Source organism: Micromonospora deserti, from assembly GCF_003236335.1.
Classification (GTDB): Bacteria; Actinomycetota; Actinomycetes; order Mycobacteriales; family Micromonosporaceae; genus Micromonospora; species Micromonospora deserti.
In genome coordinates this window covers 1-18,490 of sequence record NZ_POUB01000114.1, presented here as the reverse complement: position 1 = coordinate 18,490, position 18,490 = coordinate 1, and the positions used below count along the sequence as shown (strand labels likewise).

The 18,490-nt window shown below is 73.7% G+C and carries 14 protein-coding genes and 2 pseudogenes; 4 read left to right on the top strand and 12 right to left on the bottom strand.

Annotated features, from left to right (window positions below; all coding sequences use genetic code 11):
• The 5 genes from C1I99_RS17250 to C1I99_RS17230 form a co-directional block, all read right to left on the bottom strand.
• Positions 1-986, bottom strand: a 986-nt coding sequence (locus tag C1I99_RS17250) for a serine/threonine-protein kinase (RefSeq protein WP_146603975.1), incomplete at its 3' end; no start/stop codon positions are given.
• 126 nt (positions 987-1,112) lie between these two features.
• Entirely contained in the window at positions 1,113-1,316 is a 204-nt protein-coding gene (locus tag C1I99_RS17245; RefSeq protein WP_199562194.1) for a hypothetical protein, read from the bottom strand.
• 2 nt (positions 1,317-1,318) lie between these two features.
• A complete protein-coding gene (locus C1I99_RS17240) occupies positions 1,319-2,374 on the bottom strand; it encodes a LacI family DNA-binding transcriptional regulator (protein WP_111135247.1) in 1,056 nt (351 codons plus the stop codon).
• A gap of 125 nt (positions 2,375-2,499) precedes the next feature.
• The gene (locus tag C1I99_RS17235) at positions 2,500-3,387 is read right to left on the bottom strand and encodes a Sco1979 family transcriptional regulator (RefSeq protein WP_111135246.1); all 888 of its coding nucleotides are present in this window, start codon (positions 3,385-3,387) and stop codon (positions 2,500-2,502) included.
• A gap of 131 nt (positions 3,388-3,518) precedes the next feature.
• Positions 3,519-3,758, bottom strand: a complete 240-nt coding sequence (locus C1I99_RS17230; protein ID WP_111135245.1) for a DUF397 domain-containing protein — start codon at positions 3,756-3,758, stop codon at positions 3,519-3,521.
• Positions 3,759-4,022: 264 nt separating this feature from the next.
• Between C1I99_RS17230 and C1I99_RS17225 the strand changes: the two genes are divergently transcribed.
• On the top strand, positions 4,023-4,661 hold the full coding sequence (locus tag C1I99_RS17225) for a GGDEF domain-containing protein (protein WP_111135244.1): 639 nt from the start codon (positions 4,023-4,025) through the stop codon (positions 4,659-4,661).
• A gap of 60 nt (positions 4,662-4,721) precedes the next feature.
• Here C1I99_RS17225 and C1I99_RS17220 read toward each other — a convergent pair whose 3' ends face one another.
• Entirely contained in the window at positions 4,722-5,195 is a 474-nt protein-coding gene (locus C1I99_RS17220) for an SRPBCC family protein (protein WP_111135243.1), read from the bottom strand.
• Positions 5,196-5,311: 116 nt separating this feature from the next.
• Entirely contained in the window at positions 5,312-5,806 is a 495-nt protein-coding gene (locus C1I99_RS17215; RefSeq protein WP_111135242.1) for a type II toxin-antitoxin system PemK/MazF family toxin, read from the bottom strand.
• Between the two features lie 74 nt (positions 5,807-5,880).
• Between C1I99_RS17215 and C1I99_RS32805 the strand changes: the two are divergent.
• Positions 5,881-5,961: pseudogene (locus C1I99_RS32805) on the top strand (epoxide hydrolase N-terminal domain-containing protein); the annotation flags it as partial.
• Between the two features lie 246 nt (positions 5,962-6,207).
• On the opposite strand, the pseudogene C1I99_RS35015 reads toward C1I99_RS32805, so the two are convergent.
• Positions 6,208-6,345: pseudogene (locus C1I99_RS35015) on the bottom strand (hypothetical protein); the annotation flags it as partial.
• 241 nt (positions 6,346-6,586) lie between these two features.
• On the opposite strand from C1I99_RS35015, the gene C1I99_RS17205 reads away from it, so the two are divergent.
• Positions 6,587-7,102 carry an NUDIX hydrolase gene (locus C1I99_RS17205; protein ID WP_111135240.1) on the top strand — a complete coding sequence of 172 codons (516 nt, stop codon included), beginning with the start codon at positions 6,587-6,589 and terminating at the stop codon, positions 7,100-7,102.
• 81 nt (positions 7,103-7,183) lie between these two features.
• Entirely contained in the window at positions 7,184-8,419 is a 1,236-nt protein-coding gene (locus C1I99_RS17200; RefSeq protein WP_111135239.1) for a hypothetical protein, read from the top strand.
• A 66-nt stretch (positions 8,420-8,485) separates the two neighbouring features.
• Here the strand turns inward: C1I99_RS17200 and C1I99_RS17195 are convergent, their stop codons facing one another.
• From C1I99_RS17195 to C1I99_RS17180, 4 genes are read right to left on the bottom strand one after another with little or no spacing between them, the layout of a single operon-like run.
• On the bottom strand, positions 8,486-14,050 hold the full coding sequence (locus C1I99_RS17195) for a non-ribosomal peptide synthetase/MFS transporter (protein ID WP_111135238.1): 5,565 nt from the start codon (positions 14,048-14,050) through the stop codon (positions 8,486-8,488).
• Positions 14,047-17,172, bottom strand: a complete 3,126-nt coding sequence (locus C1I99_RS17190; protein WP_111135237.1) for a non-ribosomal peptide synthetase — start codon at positions 17,170-17,172, stop codon at positions 14,047-14,049. Before C1I99_RS17190 ends, C1I99_RS17195 begins: the two co-directional genes overlap by 4 nt.
• A 55-nt stretch (positions 17,173-17,227) precedes the next feature.
• Positions 17,228-17,416: an MbtH family protein gene (locus tag C1I99_RS17185; protein ID WP_111135236.1), complete on the bottom strand. Its 189-nt coding sequence runs from the start codon at positions 17,414-17,416 to the stop codon at positions 17,228-17,230.
• Positions 17,416-18,369 (bottom strand): TauD/TfdA family dioxygenase, encoded by a 954-nt coding sequence (locus C1I99_RS17180; protein ID WP_111135235.1) that lies wholly within the window; start codon positions 18,367-18,369, stop codon positions 17,416-17,418. Before C1I99_RS17180 ends, C1I99_RS17185 begins: the two co-directional genes overlap by 1 nt.
• Between the last annotated feature and the right edge of the window lie 121 nt (positions 18,370-18,490).

Genomic DNA, 18,490 nt, shown 5'->3' with positions numbered 1-18,490 from the left:
GGGCTGGAACGCGCCGCCACCACCGAGCCGCGCGCGCCGTGACCGGCCGGCGGCGGCGAGCGGTCGATCAGCGTCGGTGGGTGCGCCGCCGGCGGGGTGGGCCCCGCCGGCCCGGCGACGGTCGGCAGGAGCTCGGTGGGCGGGTCGGCCGGCGGGTTGGCGCCGAACCGGGTGGCCAGGTGCGCCGCGGTCGGCCGGCGGGCCGGGTCGGCATCCAGGCAGGCCAGGACGAGTTCGGCGACGTCGGTGGGGAGCCCGGGGACGCGCAGCGGCGGCACCGGCATGTGCCGGGCGTGCACCTGCCACGCGTCCTCCCAGGTCCGCACGGGCAGCGGGGTCTGGCCGGTGAGCGTGCGGTGGAGCAGCGCGCCGAGGGCGTACACGTCGCTGGCCGGGTTCGGCGGGCCGGCCCGCATCCGCTCGGGCGCGAAGTACGCGGGCGTACCCATCAGCAGCTCGCCGGTCTGGTGGGCCAGCGGGTGGCGCGGCCCGGCGAGCGCGGCGATGCCGAAGTCCAGCACCTTGGCGCCGGTCTCGGTGAGCATGACGTTGCCGGGCTTGATGTCGCGGTGCACCACGCCGATGCGGTGGGCGGCGGCGAGCGCGGCGGCGACCTGACCCGCCGTCCGCACGGCCTCCGGCCAGGCTAGCGGGCCGGCGGTGAGCCGGTCGGCGAGGTTGTGCCCCGCCACCAGCTCCATCACCAGGTACGGCACGACCACGCCGCCGGTGAGCCTCGCCTCGCCGTAGTCGTACACCTGGGTCACGTGCGGGTGGGTGAGCCGGGCCGCGGCGCGGGCCTCGCGCTGGATGGTGGCCCGCAGTTGCGGGTCGGCGGCGAGTTCCCCGGCGAGAGCCTTCACCGCGACGGGCCGGTGCAGAACCTCGTCGTCGGCGCGCCACACCTCCGACATCCCGCCGAGGCCGATGCGCTCACGCAGGACGTACCGGTCGTGCAACCGGAGGCTGGGCGAGAACGGCGACATAGCCGTGCAGTCTGCCTGGCCCGCGCCGACGGGCACCACCCGCGGTGCCCGGTTGCGGCACCGCCGCCCCGGATCGTGCCTCCGCACCCGGTGCCGCGGGTGACCGGCACCACCACCACCAAAGGCCTAGGAGCAGCGCGGGGAGTTCGGCAGCGGCGCGGGCTGAATCCGGTCGGCGAGCCGGCGCAGCGCGGCGGCCGTGACCCGGCGGGTGGGGGCGAGTCGGGCGGCGCGGGGACGTTCGGGACGGACCGGCGCGTCCGGCCGGGCGGAGGTGACGTGCCGGGTCACCGCGTCGATGGCGACGATGTAGCCGGTGGGCTGTTCCATGGTCAGCTCCTCGGTACGGGTCCGGTGGACGCCCGGACGACGAGTTCGGTGGGCAGCAGGACGTGTCCGGCCGCCGGGTCGGCGGGCGGGTCGAGCAGCAGTTGGGCGGCGATGCGGCCTTTGTCCTCGGCGGGCTGTCGCACGGTGGTCAGGCCGGCCGCCGCGGCCTCGGCGATGTCGTCGAAGCCGGTGACCGAGACCGGTGGGCCGCCGGCCTCGGCCAGCGCGTCGAGCACGCCCAGGGCGAGCACGTCGGAGCAGGCCAGGACCGCCGTGGGTGGGGTGGGTCCGGCGAGCGCGGCGCGGACCGCCGCCGCGCCGGCCGCCCGGTTGTTGGCCGACGCGTTGAGCACGGTCAGCTCGGGCCAGGCGACGCCGACCTCGGCGAAGGCGTCGGCGAACCCGGCGAGCCGGCCGCGGGTGGTCGGGTGGGGCACGTCGGCCACGGCGGTGAGCCGCAGCCGGCCCGCGGGCGTGTCCGGCAGGACGGTGTCGCCGAGCAGGGCGACCCGCCGGTGGCCGAGGCCGGCCACGTGCGCGGCGGCCGCGTGGGCGGCGGCGCGCTCGTCGATGCCGGCGTACCGGTCGTTGGGGCCGGCGTCCGCCGAGGGCGCGGTGGTGACGAAGGGCAGGCCCCGACCGCAGATGGCGTCCAGCGCCCAGCTCTCGTGGCCGGCGCAGTACACGCAGAAGCCGTCGACGGCGGCGTTCTCCACTGCCCGCCGGGCACCGGCGACGTCGTCGGGCAGCGGCACCAGCAGCAGGCTGGTGCGGTGCCGCTCCGCCGCCGTGGCGACGCCGGCGAGGAAGCGGACCGCGAAGGGGTCGGTGAAGGCGTACGACAGCTGTGAGGTGAACAGCACCCCGACCGCGCCGACGAAGCCCCGGCGCAGCGACCGCGCGGTGGGGTCCGGACCGGGGTAGCCGATCTGCCGCGCGGTTTCCAGGATGCGCTCGCGCAGCGCGGCGGAGAGCTGGTCGGGGCGGGCGTAGGCGTTGGAGACGGTGCTGCGGGAAACGCCGACCGCGTCGGCGACGGCCTGCAAAGTCGGCTTCACCGGACACCTCTCTAAATCGATTCAGTCTGGATCGATTCAGAGACTAGTCGCGCCGATCGGCGTCGGTCAACACCGATGTGGACGATCGGTCCGGCCGGCCGGGGCCACCGCCGGTCGGGCGGCGGTCAGCGCCGGTACGCGTCGTCCAGGATCCAGCCGAGGATCTCCGACGTACGCTCCGGCGGCTCGGCCTCGACGCAGAGCCGTTCCATCGCCGCCGCGTAGTGGTCGAGGTCGTCGCGTTTGTCGAGGTAGAGCGCACTGGTGAGCTGTTCGATGTAGACGACGTCCGGCAGGCCCTCGTCGGAGAAGCGCAGGATGGTGAAGGCGCCGCCCGCGGCGGCGTGCCCGCCGGCGGCGAACGGCATGATCTGCAGCCGGATGTTCGGCGACTTGGTCGCCTCGATGAGCGCGGTCACCTGGCCCCGCATCACCTCCGGACCGCCGATCGGCCGGCGCAGCGTCGCCTCGTCCAGCACGGCCCACAGCTGCGGAGGGTTCTCCCGGCGCAACAACTGCTGGCGTTGCAGCCGCAGGGCGACCCGGCGCTCGATCTCGGCCGGCGCGGCCCGGCCGTGACCGAGCAGCACCACCGCCCGGGCGTACTCCCGGGTCTGCAACAGGCCCGGCACGAACTGGACCTCGTAGGTCCGGATGAGCGCGGCGGCCGCCTCCAGCCCCAGGTAGGACTGGAACCAACTCGGCAGGACGTCGCCGTACCGGTGCCACCAGCCCGGGCTGTTGGCGTCCCGGGCGAGCTTGAGCAGCGCCTCACGCTCCTCGGCCGCGGTGACCCCGTAGAGGGTGAGCAGGTCGGCGACGTCGCGTTCCTTGAACCCGACCCGACCCAGCTCCATCCGGCTGATCTTCGACTCGGAGGCCCGGATCTCCCAGCCGGCGCCCTCCCGGGTCACTCCGCTGGACTCACGCAGCCGGCGCAGCTGAGTGCCGAGCAGCATGCGCAGGATGGTGGGCCCGGTCGCCGGGCCACCCTCGGCGGGAACCATCGTCACTGCCGACCTCCGCGGGACAGGCGGCGCGGCCGGACACCCCGGCACGGCCGACGTGTAAGCATGCCATGAGCGGACAGTGAGGGGAAACCGTTCCGCGGCGGATCGGCATGCCCCGCGTACGAGACGGCGGGTCAGCGGAGCAGATGGTCGAAGTCGCCGTCCCTCGCTCCGAGGACGAACGCCGCGATCTCGTCCACCGTGTAGATCAGGGCGGGCCCGTCGGGATGGCGGGAGTTACGCACCGCGATGCCCGCACCACCAGGCAGTTCGGCCAGCTCAACGCAGTTGCCGCTGGGATTGCTCCGGCCGCTCTTCTGCCACTTCAGCGGGGGCAACTGGTTGGTGGGAACGCCGTTCCGGGGCTGCTGCATGAGCGTCTTTCTCTTCGGGCGCCCGCCGATGCCGTGCGGAGCGGGTGCTGCGAAGGGGCACGGCATCGAACGAAGGGGCTAGCTGCACGTGCATCTGCTATTGCATCTGCATCGGACAGCGAGCATGATAACGCACGTGCGCGGTACCCGTCCGTTCACTCTGAGTCAACAGATCCTGGGTTGCCACCAGGGACGACACGGTCCGGCACGGGGCGCGGGCCGCAGCCGGCCGCGGCCGGCGACAGCATGGTGATGGGAGGGCCCGTGCCGGATCCGATGACCATCGCGTCCGGCATCTGTGCCGCCGGTGCCCTCGTCTCCTCCTGGCAGCTCCGGCGACGCGCGCTCCGCGCCGAGGCCGAGATCGGTCTGCTCCAGGCCGAACTCGCCGCCGAGCGGCACGCCGCCAGCCACGACCCGCTCACCGGCCTACCCAACCGCCGCGCCTTCTACCGGCTGGCCGCGACGCTGCTCACCGACGCCGGTCGACCGCTGATCGCCGTGGTGGTCGATCTCGACGACTTCAAGCAGATCAACGACCGGTACGGGCACGCCGCCGGCGACCAGGTGCTGATCAACGTCGCCCAGCGACTCGCCGCCTTCGCTGGCGACAACCTGGTCGCCCGACTCGGCGGCGACGAGTTCGCCGGGCTGCTGGCCAGCCCTTCGATCGACCGGCGATGGATCGAGTGGGCCTCCCGGCGGTTGTGTGACATGGTCGCCGCGCCGATCCCGCTGGGCAGGCTCAGCGTCCGGGTGACCGCCTCGGTCGGGTTGGCCCCGGTCACCGGCCCGACCCAGCTCACCGAGGCGCTCGACCGTGCCGACGCCGCGATGTACCGGGCTAAGAGCATCGGGGCGGCGCACCCCGCGCGGCAACTCGTCGACAGCGCCGAGCGCTGACATCACCGGCGCGGCACCACGGGACACGGGCCGGCACCGGCGAGCGGGCCGGGCCCGCGGTCAGACGAGAGTACGCAGGTACCGCTCCAGGGCCGCGTAGGACTCGGCCGCCCCCTGTGCCATGCCGGAGCTGAGCATCCCGTCGCGCTCCTCGGTGCTGTCCAGCCGGGTCGTGCCGGTCACCACGGCGCGGCCGTCACGCTCAACGAAGAGCAGGGTCTCCTCGGCCACCTGCCCCGGCATGCCCTCGAACTCGAAGGTCTGCACGATCCGCTCCGGCACGACGATCTCCCGGAACTCGCCGCGGAACGCGTATTCGTTGCCGTCCTTGGCGTGCTCGACGAAGCGGTAGCGACCGCCCACCCGGAAGTCGATCTCGACGTCGAGCGGGTTGCCCCGCCCCCACCACCGCCGGAGGTGCTCCGGCTGCGTGTGGGCGGCGAAGACCACGTCCCGCGGGGCGTCGAAGACACGGGTGAGGGCTATCTCGCGGTCGGACGGAAGGTCGACCAGCAGGTCGGTGGGCTCACTCATCGCGGCTCTCCTCGGGTAGGTGTCCACGATGAGGTAACGAGCCGGCAGTACCGGTCGACCCACCCGACGAGTCTGCCGCCGGATGCGCCGGGATCGCGGTCGACCCGACCGCCCGGTCAGCGCCAGCCGTAGCCGGCGCGCAGAGCCCGCCCCACCCGGTCGAAACGGGCCCGGTCCAGCACCGCGCCCTCGCGACGGATGCTGTCCTCCCGCATGGTCAGCACCCGGTCCAGCCGCACCCAGCTCGGCCGGTTGTCCCGGTCCCAGGTGCCCGGCCCCAAGGCAAGCCAGTGCCGCTGCCCGTCCCGCTCGCTCTGGCTGGAGAGCATCAGCCCGAACAGCGTCCGGCTGTGCCGGCCCACCACCAGCACCGGACGGTCCTTGCCCTGCCGCGGGTCGTCCTCGTACGGCACCCAGGTCCAGACGATCTCACCCGGGTCGGCGCGCCCGTCCAACTCCGGAGCGTACGCCAGCTCACGGCGTTGCAGCGCGGCGACCTGGCGCCGCCGGGCGACCTGCGCCGGCGTCGGCCCGGACTGCCGGGGACGCGGGACGACGACCCCGCCGACCCGGCTGATACGCGCCGCCACGTTCCTCAACAGACCTGCCACGGCCGGCAGCCTATCCCCCCGCCGAGTAGGCGTCGGACGGGGCCGGACGCAACGCGGTGGAGCCAGGCTGCCGCACCCCACAGTTCCTCACCGAGATCGACGGGCTGGACGTACATTTCCTGCACGTCCGCTCGCCGGAGCCGGACGCGCTGCCGCCGGCCACCCCGGAACACTTCGCGCAGTGGCTGTCGGCGCCCCGGCGGTGGGCGGCCGAGCTGTTCGAATCGCTGGGCCTGAAACAGGTCACTGTCGAGGGCGCCCCGGCGTGGGCGGCGGCCGGCGACACCGACTTCCCGACCGACGGGGCGACCGGGGTGTGGCACCAGCGCCGCTCCGGCCGCGCGCCGGTTCATCGCGATCGCGGACGTGTTTCGGGGGTGGTGGTACGTCACGAGTCGTCGGTAACCCGATGCTCGGACGAAGCGGATCGCGAGCAGCTTCAGCACCAGGGACAGACCCTGCCCGCGGTAGGGCGCAAGCACTCCGGTCATCTCGTTGAATGCAAACCCCCTGTCCGGATACAGCGACGCCGCGGACATGCCGATCCCCGCGTCGTCACGCATCGCCAGGATGACGCCGGCCCGGCAAAAGGTCGGCACGTCGATGCGGCGGGAAGGTATTCGTCGTACGAGTAGAACTCTCCCCGGTCCGGGATGTCGGCGCAGGTTTCCACCATGATCAGAATCTGCCGCCCGGCCCGCCTCCTGTTCCCGGAGCAGGGCAGACTTCGGCCATACCGCGAAAGCCGGATCGCCGCCACGCGCAGCAGGGAGAGATGCCATGGTCGAACTGCCCCGGGATCTGCCGGTCTTCGAGCGCAGCGCGGTGCGGCTGGTGGTGCTCGACAGCGACGATCGGGTGCTGCTGTTCCAGACCCGCGACCCGGACCACCCCCGGCTGGGCACCTGGTGGGAGCTGCCCGGCGGGGGCATGGACCCCGGCGAGACGTACCTCGACACGGCGGTGCGGGAGCTGCGTGAGGAGACCGGCATGGTGGCGACGGCCGCGCAGATCGGCCCGCCGACCTGGCGGCGGCGGGCCAGCTTCATCCACCGGCAGCGGCGCCACCTCCAGGACGAGGTGGTCGTCCTGGTGCGGCTGGCCGGGCCCGGGCCGGACGTGGACGAGGCGCACCGGCTCGACTACGAGCGGGAGGACTACTTCGGGTTCCGGTGGTGGCCGGTTGCCGAGGTGGTGGCCAGCCGCGAACGGTTCTACCCCGGTCAGTTGCCCGGGCTGCTGACCGCGTTCCTGGCCGGCGACCGGATCGACGAGCCGTTCGAGCTGTGGTCGTGACCCACGCGGATCGACGGAACACCCCGACAACGACCGGTCGATGGTGGTGACGCGCGCCGGACCAGCGGGCACAGTGGAGCGGTGACGACGGACATCCGCACCCCCCTGGCCCGGTACGCCGAACGCCTGCACGCCCACGCCGGCGACCGGCACCACGTGGCCTCCCCGCTTGGTGCCTGGCTGCTGCTGGCGCTCGCCGCACCGGCGGCCACCGGCCCGACCCGCGCGGCGCTGGAGGAGGTGCTCGGCACCGAGGGTCTCGCCGCTGCGGACGCCGCCAGCGCCCTGCTCGCGGAGCCGCACCCGCTGGTGCCCTCGGCCACCGCGGTCTGGCACCGGCCGGACTTCGACACCCCGCAGCTGGACGGCTGGCGGACCACGCTGCCCCGGTCCACTGAGCGGGGACCGCTACCGGACCAGGAGGGGCTCGACGCGTGGGCTCGGGAGCACACCCTCGGCCTGATCGACCGGTTCCCGCTCAAGGTCGGCCCGGAGGTGCTGCTGGCCCTGGCCAGCGCCCTGGCCACCCGGATCTCCTGGGAGCAGCCCTTCGAGGTGGCACCGGCCGCCGCCCTCGATTCGGCTGCTGGCTGGGGCGACCGGCTGACCAGGGTGTTGCGCAGCCCTCGGCGCGGCCACCGCTGCGCCATCGCCGCCACGGAACGGGCCGGCGACGTGATCGTGCACGCGGCGCCGGCGCGCGCGGCGGCCACGAATGTAGGGGAGGCGGGTCTGGTGGTCGTCTCGGTCGCCGCCGCGCCGGACGTGCCGCCGGCCGACGTGCTCGCCGCTGGGTACGAGGTGAGCGCCGGCGCGGCCGACGGGAGCGAGCCGGCCGGCCGACGGTCCCTGTTCGACCTGCCGCTCGGCGAGACGGCGCTGTGGACGGTACGGGAGGAGCGAATCCGTACCCGCGCCCCTGATGGCCGGGAGGAACGGCACACGGCGCTGCTGCCGTGCTGGTCCGCCCGCAGCGAGCACGACCTGAGCGATCCGCGGCTCGGCTTCGCTGCGGTGAACAGGGCGTTGACCAGGAGCGGGCTGTTCGAGGCCCGGCAGGCCGCGATGGCGCGCTACGGCCGCTACGGCTTCGAGGCCGCGGCGGTGACCGGGCACTTCGACCTGGTCAGCCTGCCGCCGGAGGGAGTGGCCCGGATCGCCGAGCTGCGGTTCGGCCATCCGTACGCCGTGGTGGCGCTCGCCACCGACCGCCGGCCCGGCGCGCCCTGGCACGGGGTGCCGGTCTTCTCGGCCTGGGTCGCCGACCCCGAGGAGCTGCCCGAGTCCGACGCCGTCGATCGGCCCGACGGCGGATAGCCGGGCCGTATCCGCCAGCCCGACGGGAAGCGGCCGGGGGCCCGACGGACGGGCCCCCGGACACGCTCACACCCCCACCGGCACCTTCTCCTCCGCCCGCTCGGCGGCCCGGGCGGCGAGGCGACGCTCCCGCTCCTGGGCGCCGATCAGGTCGTCGGGCAGCGAGTCCGGCACCTCGACGTCGAACCGGCGCAGCAGCCGGATCGCGAAGCCGCCGAGGGTGATCAGCACCAGCGCCGCACCGAAGCAGACGTACGCGAAGCCGATGCCGCGGCCCTCGCCGGTGCCGATCACCGCGCCCACCGAGCCGGCCAGCGCACCGCCCGGGGCGAGCATCGGCTCGAACAGGGCGGTCGCGCCCGGGGCGAGCAGCGCGAAGCCGATCGGCAGGGTCGACCAGGAGATGGTCTGGTTCAGGCTGAACACCCGGCCGTGGAAGCGCTGCGGCACCTTGACCTGGACGATGGTGGCGTAGATGGACTGCGCCGTGGTCATCGCCATGGCCAGCCAGAACGCACCCACGCAGATCATCGCCACCGAGGCGTCCAGGCCGATCAGCACGCAGCCGACCGCGGTGCCGAGGTTGCCGACCAGCACCCCGATCATCCGCCGGTGCCGGGGGCCGCCCCAGATCGACATGAGCACGCCGCCGGCCACCGCGCCGCACGCCTCGGCGAGCGCCACCTGCGCCACCTGCGTGGCGGTGCCGAAGGAGAGCACCAGCGGCGTGACGAGCACCAGCGCGGGAGCCAGGAAGATGTTGCCCACCGCGAAGTAGCCGAGCATCAGCCGGAACCCCTTGTGCTGCCAGGAGTAGCGCAGCCCGTTGGCGATGGCCACCAGCAGCCGTTCCCGGGGCCGCCAGCCGAGCAGGTCGGGGAAGCGGACCACGGCCAGGGTCAGCACCGCCACCACGTAGCTCGCCACGTCGAGCAGCAGGATGCCCTTGAGTTCGATGGCGGCGAGCAGGCCGGCGGCGAACACCGGCATCAGCAGCATGGCGAAGCCGTTGCTGAGCTGGGTGATGCCCATCGCGTGGCCGAGGTACCGCTTCGGCACCAGCTGGGGCACGGCGGACTGGAAGGCGATGCGCTGGAAGGAACCGGCGACCTGGCTCAGCGCGACGAGGCCGTAGATGTGCCAGAGCGCCAGGTTGTCGGTCCACAGCAGCGCGGCGAGGAGCAGCTGGATCGAGCCGGCCGTGCAGCTGGCGATCATCATGATCTTCCGGCGGCTGATCCGGTCGGTGATCGCCCCGGCGACCGGCAGCATGAGCACGCCGCAGATCAGGGCGAGAGCCCAGAGCAGCCCGAGGTTCGCCACCGAGCCGGTCTGGGTGAACAGCCAGATCGGCAGGGCGAACGCGGTCAACGCGGAGCCGGTGGTGGAGACCAACTGCCCCACGGTGACCGCCACGAACCGGGCCATGCTGGGCTTGACCACCGTCTTGGCGGGTTGTTCGTGGTCGCCGACCCGCTGGTGGTCGGCGACCACCCAGCCGGCGTCCTCGCCGCGCGCCGACGCGGTCAGGGCCGTGACGTCCCCGGCCGCGACCGCCGGGTGCACCCGGGTGACGATCTCGGCCAGCTCGTCGGCGCGGTACTTGAGGAAGAAGTGCCCGGCCTGGTCGAGCACCACCAGACCGAGGGTGTCGCTGAGGAACTGCCACTCGGCGTACCGCTCGGTGTGGTAGTCGGTGACCGGGTCCTCCGAGCCGACCACCGAGATGATCGGCGCGCGGAGCTTCACGGCGCGCCGGTCGAGCAGGCCGGTGAAGTACTCCTCGGAGGCCCGGGAGTCGGCCCGCATGTTGCTGATGATCCGGTCGGCCTGCTCCGGGTCCAGCTCGTCGGTGTCCACGCCCATCGACTTGAGCCAGCTGGCGTAGTGCCGGTTGCTGCGCAGCTGTTCGAGCCGGTTACGCAGGGCGGCGAACGCCCCCTTGGGGCGGGCGAACGGGAACATCGCGCCGATGTAGAGCGCGGCCAGGTCCCGACCGGCCGCCTCCACCTTGCGGGCCACCTCGGCGACGATCGCGCTGCCCACGCCGCAGTGCCCGTAGAGGGCGATCGGCCCGGAGATGCGTTCCAGGATCTCGTCGGCGACCCGGCTGGTGAGCTCGTCGAACGGCAGCGCATCCTCGGTGAGCCCGACGTCGTGCCCGGGGATCGCGAGGGACCAGAGCGCGTGCCCGGCGGGCAGCGCGTCCGCGAGCGGCTGGTAGACGATGGCGCTGCCGCCGCCGTAGGGCACGCAGACGTACGTGAGCACCCGCTGCGCCGCCGGGACCGGTTTGGTCAGCTCGTAGAGCAGCCGGCGCGGGCCCTCCGGCTCGCCGGTGCCGGACATGAACGCGGCCAGCTCCCGGATGGTCCGCTGCTGGAACAGGTCCATCACGCCGACCGGCCGGCCGCCGTGCTCCGCCTTGCGGATCTTCGCGACCACCTGCGTGGCGAGCATCGAGTGCCCGCCGAGGTCGAAGAAGTCGTCGTCGATGCCGAGGGTGTCCACGCCGAGCACCTCCGACCAGATCCCGGCCAGCAGCCGCTCGGTGTCGTCGCGCGGCTCGACCAACGCGACGGACGCCTCCCGGGTGACCACCGGCGCGGGCAGCGCCTTGCGGTCGAGCTTGCCGTTCGGGCTCAGCGGCAGCGCGTCGAGGGTGACGAACGCGTTCGGCACCATGTACTCGGGCAGCGTCTCCTTCAGCGCCGCCTTCAGCGCGGCGTGCTCGGCCCCGCCCACCAGGTACGCGGTCAGCCGCTTGTCACCTGGGGTGTCCTCGCGGACGATCACCGCCGCCTCGGTCACCCCCGGCTGCTCGCGCAGCGCGCTCTCGATCTCGCCCAGCTCGATCCGCAGTCCGCGCAACTTGACCTGGTGGTCGATGCGGCCGAGGAACTCGATGACCCCGCCGGGTGCGGTGGCCACGGCGCCGCCGGCCGCGCTGTCCCCGGTGCCGTCGGCGGCACCGGCCGGGGCTGGCGCGGCCCGCCAACGGGCCAGGTCGCCGGTGCGGTAGAGCCGGGCGCCCGGCTCCCCGGAGAACGGGTCGGGAACAAACCGTTCGGCGGTCAGCGCCGGACGGCGGTGGTAGCCGCGGGCCAGCCCGACCCCGCCGATGTGCAGCTCGCCGGCGACCCCGACCGGGCACTCGGTGCCGGCGGCGTCGAGCACGTGCAGCCGCAGGTTGGCGATCGGCGCGCCGATCGGCACGCTGGTCAACCCGGCCAGCAGCGCTGGGTCGCAGTGCCAGGAGCTGACGTCGATGGCCGCCTCGGTCGGGCCGTACAGGTTGTGCAGGCCGCACCACGGCAGTCGGGTGGTGAACTCGACCGCCGAGGCCAGCGGCAGCTCCTCGCCCGAGCAGATCACCCGGCGCAGCGCCGTCGCCGCCGCCACGCCGTCCTCGGCCAGGAAGACGGTCAGCATCGACGGGACGAAGTGGGCGGTGGTGACCCGCTCGGCGACCATCAGGTCGCGCAGGTAGCCGGCGTCCTTGTGCCCGCCGGGCTTCGCCACCACCAGCCGGGCGCCCTCGCGCAGCGGCCAGAAGAACTCCCACACCGACACGTCGAAGCTGGCCGGGGTCTTCTGCAGCACGGCGTCGTCGGCGCCGAGCCGGTAGGTCTTCTGCATCCAGTCGAGCCGGTTGACGATGCCCCGGTGGGTGTTCGGCACGCCCTTGGGCCGGCCGGTGGAGCCGGAGGTGTAGATGACGTACGCCAGGTGCTGCGGGCCCGCCGCCGGGGCCGGGTCGGTGACCGGTTGGTCGGCCCAGACGGCCGCGTCGTCCAGGGCGAGGAGGGTGGCGCCAGTGGCCGGCAGCACGTCGCGCAGGTGCTGCTGCACCAGCACCACCGGGGCGTCCGCGTCGGTGACCATGAACGCCAGCCGGTCGGCCGGGTACTCCGGGTCCAACGGCAGGTATGCACCGCCGGCCTTGAGCACACCGAGCAGCCCGGCGACCAGCTCCACCGACCGCTCCGCACAAACCCCGACCAGGGTTTCCGGACCCACTCCGGCGGCGCGCAGCCGGTGCGCGATCCGGTTGGCGGCGGCGTTCAGCTCGGCGTACGTCACCGAACGGCCCTCGAAGGTGACGGCCACCGCGTCGGGGCTGGCCGCGGCCCGCTCCTCGATCGGCCCGTGCAGGGTCTGTGCGGTCGGGAACTCGGCGCCGGTGTCGTTCCACCCGGCGAGCAGGTCCCGCTCGGCCGGCGGGAGCAGATCCAGCGCGGAGACCGGGGTGTCCGGTGTGGCCACCACCGCCCGCAGCAGCGTGGTGAGCCGCTGCGCCATCCGCTCCACCGTGTCGCGGGTGAACAGGTCGGTGTTGAAGACCAGCTTCCCCCACAGCCCGTCGGCGACCTCCACCGCGTGCAGCTCGAAGTCGAACCGGGTGGCCCGCAGCTCCATCGGCGTCCAGTCGAAGGTGACCTCGGCGGCGTCCGAGACCTCGTTGAACCGGCCGATCTCGTAGTTCTGCAACACGAACATCGCCTGGAACACCGGCGAGCGGCTGACGTCGCGGGGCAGCCCCAGCTCGTGCACCACCTTGGCGAACGGCACCTCGGCGTGCTCCAGCCCGTCCAGCACGCTGCGCCGGGTGCGCTCGAGCAGCTCGGTGAAGGTCGGGTCGCCGTCCAGCTCGGCCCGCAGCGGCAGCATGTTGATGAACATGCCGACCATGTCCTCCAGCTCCGGCGCGGAACGGCCGGCCACCGACGCCCCCACGGCGAAGTCGTCCTGCCCGGCATGCCGGGACAGCAGCACCTGGTACGCCGCGAGCAGCGTCATGAACAGCGTGCCGCCGTAGGAGCGGGTGAGCTCGTTCAGCCCGTCGGCGGCGGCCTGGTCCAGCCGGAACTCCACGAAGTCGCCGGCGTAGGTCTGGGTGGCCGGGCGGGGCAGGTCCAGCGGCAGTTCCAGCGGGGTGATCCCGGCCAGCCGCTGCTTCCAGTAGCCGAGGTGCCGCTGCGCGTCCGGCCCGGCCAGTTCCTGGGCCTCCCAGTGGGCGAAGTCGCCGTACTGGACCGGCAGGGCGGGCAGCTCCCCGCCCTGGTAGAGAGTGATCAGGTCACGCAGCAGCACGTCGACGGACCAGCCGTCGCCGACGATGTGGTGCTTGCCGAGGAACAGCACGTGCTCGTCGTCGGCCAGCCGGATCAGCAGCGCCCGCAGCAACGGCCCGTTCGCCAGGTCGAACGGCTCGGCCGCCGCCGCGTCCACCAGCGCCTGCGCGGCGGCGGCGTCGGGCGCGTCCACGATGGTCAACGGCACCTCGACGGCATCGTCGATCACCACCGTCGGCCGGCCGTCGGCGTCGGCGGGAAACCGGGTGCGCAGCGACTCGTGCCGCAGCGTCAGGTCGGCCAGCGCGCGGCGCAGCGCCGCGACGTCCAGCGGCCCACGCACCCGCAGCGGCACCGCGATGTGGTACGCCGCCTCGCCCGGAGCGAGCTGGTCCATGAACCAGACCCGCTCCTGGGCGTACGACAGCGGCACCTCGGCGTCCGGCGGGCGCGGGGTGATCCGAGCCGCGGGCGGGGCGGCTTGCCGCTTGCGCAGGCGCTTGGCGATCAGCGCCTGGCGGGCCGCGTCCCGGGCCGGATCCTTCACATCGGTCATGAGGGGGTGTCCTTCTCCGCCGCCAGCAGCGCGGCGACCTCGGTTTCGGAGAGCTCGTCGAGCTCGGCGGCGATCCGCTGCTCGATCTGGGCGGCCAGGTCGGCCACCACCGGGGTGCTGAACAGCGCCCGCATCGGCAGGTCCACGTCCACCTCCGCGCGGATCCGGGCCATCGCCCGCATACCGCGCAGCGAGTTGCCGCCGAGGGCGAAGAAGTCGTCCAGCGCGCCGACCTTGTCCACCTGGAGGATCTCGGCATACACCTCGGCGACCAGCGCCTCGGCGTCGGTGCGCGGGGCGACGAACGCGTCGTCGACCGCGCCGGCGGCCGGGGCGGGCAGCGCCGCCCGGTCCAGCTTGCCGTTCGGCGTCAGCGGCAGCGCGTCGAGCCGGACGAACGCCGACGGCACCAGATGCCCCGGCAGCTCGCGGGCCAGGTCGGCGGCGAGCGCGGCCTCGTCGGCCGCGCCGACCAGGTATCCGACCAGGGCCGGTTCGCCGGAGTCGGTGCGCACCACGACCGCCGCCTCGCGCACGTCGGGGCGGGCCAGCAGCGCCGACTCGATCTCGCCCAGCTCGATCCGCATGCCCCTGATCTTGACCTGGTTGTCGCGGCGGCCGAGGTAGTCCAGCGTCCCGTCGGCCCGCCACCGGGCCAGGTCGCCGGTGCGGTACATCCGCTGCCCCGGCGGCCCGTACGGGCAGGGCAGGAAGCGCTCGGCGGTGAGCGCGGCCCGGCGCAGGTAGCCACGGGCCAGCTGGTCGCCGGCGACGTACAGCTCGCCGACCACGCCCGGCGGCACCGGGTTGAGCGCGGCGTCGAGCAGGTACACCCGCGTGTTCCAGGTGGGCCGGCCGATCGACACCGGGCCGGCCGGCAGCTCCTCCCCCGGCGCGACCCGGGCCGCCACGCAGCCGACGGTCGCCTCGGTCGGGCCATACTCGTTGATCACCGCGACGCCGGGGTGGGCGGCCCGCCAGGCGGCGAGCTGCTCCCCGGTGAGCGCCTCGCCGCCGATCACCAGGTCGGTGGTGGGCGACAGCTGGGCGTCCAGCAGCGGCAGGTGACTGGGGGTGACCTTGAGGAAGGCCGGTTGGCCGCCGGCGCGGGCGGCAGCCTCGTCGATGGCCGCGAGCCGCACCGTCCCGCCGGCGGTGAGCGGGCCGAGCAGACCGGTGACGGTCAGGTCGAACGAGACCGGCGAGTGCAGCAGGGCGCTCCCGGCCAGGCCCGGGTAGGTGTCCCGGGCCCAGGCCAGATAGGCGGTGACCGCCCGGTGCTCCACCACCACGCCCTTGGGCCGGCCGGTGGAACCAGAGGTGTAGAGCACGTAGGCGGGATGGTCGGGGCGCAGCGGGGCGACCCGGTCGGCGTTGGTCAGGTCGGTCCCGGCGCGGTCCGCGCCGATTTCCCCGTCGAGTACCAGCGCGCCGGCCGGCACCAGCGCGGCGGTGGCCGGGGTGGCCAGCACCAGCGCCGGCTCGGCGTCCGCCAGCAGGTAGGCGATCCGCCCGGCGGGGTAGCCGGTGTCCACCGGCACGTACCCGGCGCCGGACTTGAGCACGGCGAGGATCGCCACCACCAGCTCGGCGGAGCGGGGCAGCGCGAGGGCCACCCGGGACTCCGGGCCGGCTCCGCGCGCCACCAGTTCCCGGGCCAGCCGGTTGGCGGCGGCGTTCAGCTCGGCGTACGTGAGCGCGACGCCGTCCCGGACCAGGGCCACCGCGCCCGGTGTGGCGGCGGCCTGCCGTTCGAACTCCTCGACCAGGGTGGCCGCCGGCACCGGGCGGGCGGTGTCGTTCCAGGTGGCCAGGACGAGCTCCCGCTCGGCGTCGTCGAGCAGCGGCAGCGCGGAGACCCGCTGCCCCGGGTCGGCGACCGCGGCAGCGAGCAGCCGGACGTACCGGGCGACGACCGCCTCCGCGGTGGCCCGGTCGAACAGCTCCGTCCGGTAGACCAGCCGGCTGGTGCCGGTGGTGATGTCGAAGGCCAGGTCGTCCTTGGTGGTGCCCAGGGCGACCGGGTCGAGACCGGAATCCGGGATGAAGTTCAGCGCGGTCTGGAAGACCGGCTGGACCGACGGGTCCCGCTGCGGCGCGAGCGTCTCGACGATCTTCTGGAACGGGGTCTGCCCGTGCTCCATCGCGTCCACCAGCCCGCCCCGCACCCGGCCGAGCAGCTCGGTGAAGGTGGGGTCACCGCCGAGGTCGCAGTGCAGCGCGACGGGGTTGACGAACATGCCGATCAGCGACGTCAGCTCGGGGCTGTCCCGGCCGGCGGTGGAGACGCCCACCACCACGTCCTCGTCGCCGGAGATCCGGGACAGCAGCGCGCCGAACGCGGCGAGCAGCACCATGTACGGGGTGGCGGCCGAGCCGGCGGCGAGCCGGCCGATCCGGTCGATCAGCCCGTCGGGCAGGTCGAAGTGCACCTCGTCGCCGGCGAAGCCGAGCTGGGCCGGGCGGGGCCGGTCCAACGGCAGGTTGGTCACCGGCGGCGCGCCGGCCAGGTGCTCCCGCCAGAAGCCCAGCTGCCGGTCCAGCTCGTCGCCGGTGAGCTGGCCACGCTGCCAGACGGCGAAGTCCGCGTACTGGATGGGCAGCTCGGGCACGTCGGCGCGGGCGCCGGCCAGCGCGGCCCGGCTGAACGCGACCAGCTCGGCGGTGAACAGCACCGCCGAGTGGCTGTCGAAGACCGCGTGGTGCACCACGAACGCCAGGGCGAGCTCGTCGTCGGCGAGCCGGACCAGCCGGGCTCGCCACAGCGGCGGGGCGTCCAGCGGGATCGGCGTGCGGGCCAACTCGGTGCGGATGGCCAGCAGCCGCCCCGCCCGCTCCGGCCCGGCCAACCCGCGCAGGTCGTCGACGGGCAGCTCGACCCGCTCGGCGGCGTGGACCACCTGCACCAGCGCGCCGTCGGCCATCCGCAGGTGGGTACGGAGCGGCTCGTGCCGGGCGACGACCTGGTTGACCACGTCGGTGGCCTGCTCGGGGGTAATCCCGGTGGGGAACCGCCACGGCGCCGAGACGTTGTAGACCGGCGAGCCCACGTCGAGCTGGTTGGCCATCCACACCCGCTCCTGCGCGAAGGAGGCCGGGAAGGTCCACTCCTGCGGGCTCATCGGAACCACCTCCCGTTCGCGGCCGTGGAGTTCCGCCCCGCCGCACTCCGCGCGCTCACCGGCTGGCCTCCCGTACCGAACGCGGCCGCATGTCGGTCCAGACGGCGTCGACGTGCGCCAGGCACTCCTCCCGGGTGCCGGCGAAGCCGACCTCGTGCCAGCCCGCGGGGAGCTCACGGTCGGCCGACCAGATCGAGTACTGCTCCTCGTCGTTGCGCACGACCAGGAATCGGGGTTCGGCCATCACTTCGCTCCGTTGCTCTCGGGGGTGTGCGGTTCGGCCATCGCGACGGCGATCTTTCGGGGGCCGGTGAACGGCTCCCGCCCGTGCGCGGCGGTCATGTTGTCCACCACCAGCACGTCGTCGCGCTGGTAGTCGAAGCGGACGCTGGCCGCCCGGTACGCGGCCCGCAGGTGGTCCATCACGTCGCCGGGGATCTCACCGCCGTCGCCGTAGTAGGTGTTCGACGGCAGCCCCTCGGCGCCGAACATCGCCAGCAGGCCCTCCTGGTAGTCCTTCGGCAGGGTGCTCACGTGGAAGAACGTGGCGTGGTTGAACCAGCGGGGGGTGTCCGAGCCGGGCCGGTGGTGCACCACGTCCCGCACCGCCCGGGTACGCAGCCCGTCGGAGCCGAGCCACTCCAGCTCGATCCCGTTCGCGGCCGCGTACGTCTCGACCTCCGCGCGGTCGTCGGTGTTGAACACGTGCTGCCACGGGGTGCCGAAGTCGCCGTGGAAGTTACGCACCAGCATCCAGCGGCGGCGGATGAACTCCTCGCGGACCGCCGGGTCGATCTCGTCGTACACCCGGCGCACGTCCGCCAGCGGCGTCGCGCCCTGCGTCTGCGGTGGGGTGATGCAGTAGAAGAACAGCGTCAGCGGCCAGCGCGCCTGGTACGAGTTCTCGTTGTGCAGGAAGATCTCCTCGTCCGGCGGGTAGTCGGTCGAGGTGTAGACCCGGCCGGCGATGGCGTGCCGGGGCGAGGACCGTTCGGTGTAGACCAGCGGCTCGCCGGACAGCGCCCGCACCGCCCGGTCGAAGCCGTCCACCCCGCCCACGTCGAAGCCGCGGAACAGCAGCCCGCCGTGCTCGGTGAGGGTCGCGCGCAGCTCCGCGCGGCGCGCGTCGATCAGCTCGGTCAGCGGGCGGCCGTCGTTCTCGACGACCACCGGCAGCGTGGCGATCGTGTCGCTCATTGCTCTCTCACTCCTGTTGTCGCTCGTCGTCACGCGCGGGGCAGCCGCGGGATGGCGGGGATGGTGGCCGGTGCGGCCGGCTCGCCGGTGGGGGCGGCGGTGGGCCGCACCGGCCACCATC

Coding starts and splice junctions, on each gene's coding strand:
- C1I99_RS17245 (WP_199562194.1), bottom strand. CDS start 1,316: ATGGAACAGCCCACCGGCTACATCGTCGCCATCGACGCGGTGACCCGG.
- C1I99_RS17230 (WP_111135245.1), bottom strand. CDS start 3,758: ATGCAGCAGCCCCGGAACGGCGTTCCCACCAACCAGTTGCCCCCGCTG.
- C1I99_RS17220 (WP_111135243.1), bottom strand. CDS start 5,195: ATGAGTGAGCCCACCGACCTGCTGGTCGACCTTCCGTCCGACCGCGAG.
- C1I99_RS17205 (WP_111135240.1), top strand. CDS start 6,587: ATGGTCGAACTGCCCCGGGATCTGCCGGTCTTCGAGCGCAGCGCGGTG.
- C1I99_RS17195 (WP_111135238.1), bottom strand. CDS start 14,050: ATGACCGATGTGAAGGATCCGGCCCGGGACGCGGCCCGCCAGGCGCTG.
- C1I99_RS17190 (WP_111135237.1), bottom strand. CDS start 17,172: ATGAGCCCGCAGGAGTGGACCTTCCCGGCCTCCTTCGCGCAGGAGCGG.
- C1I99_RS17185 (WP_111135236.1), bottom strand. CDS start 17,416: ATGGCCGAACCCCGATTCCTGGTCGTGCGCAACGACGAGGAGCAGTAC.
- C1I99_RS17180 (WP_111135235.1), bottom strand. CDS start 18,369: ATGAGCGACACGATCGCCACGCTGCCGGTGGTCGTCGAGAACGACGGC.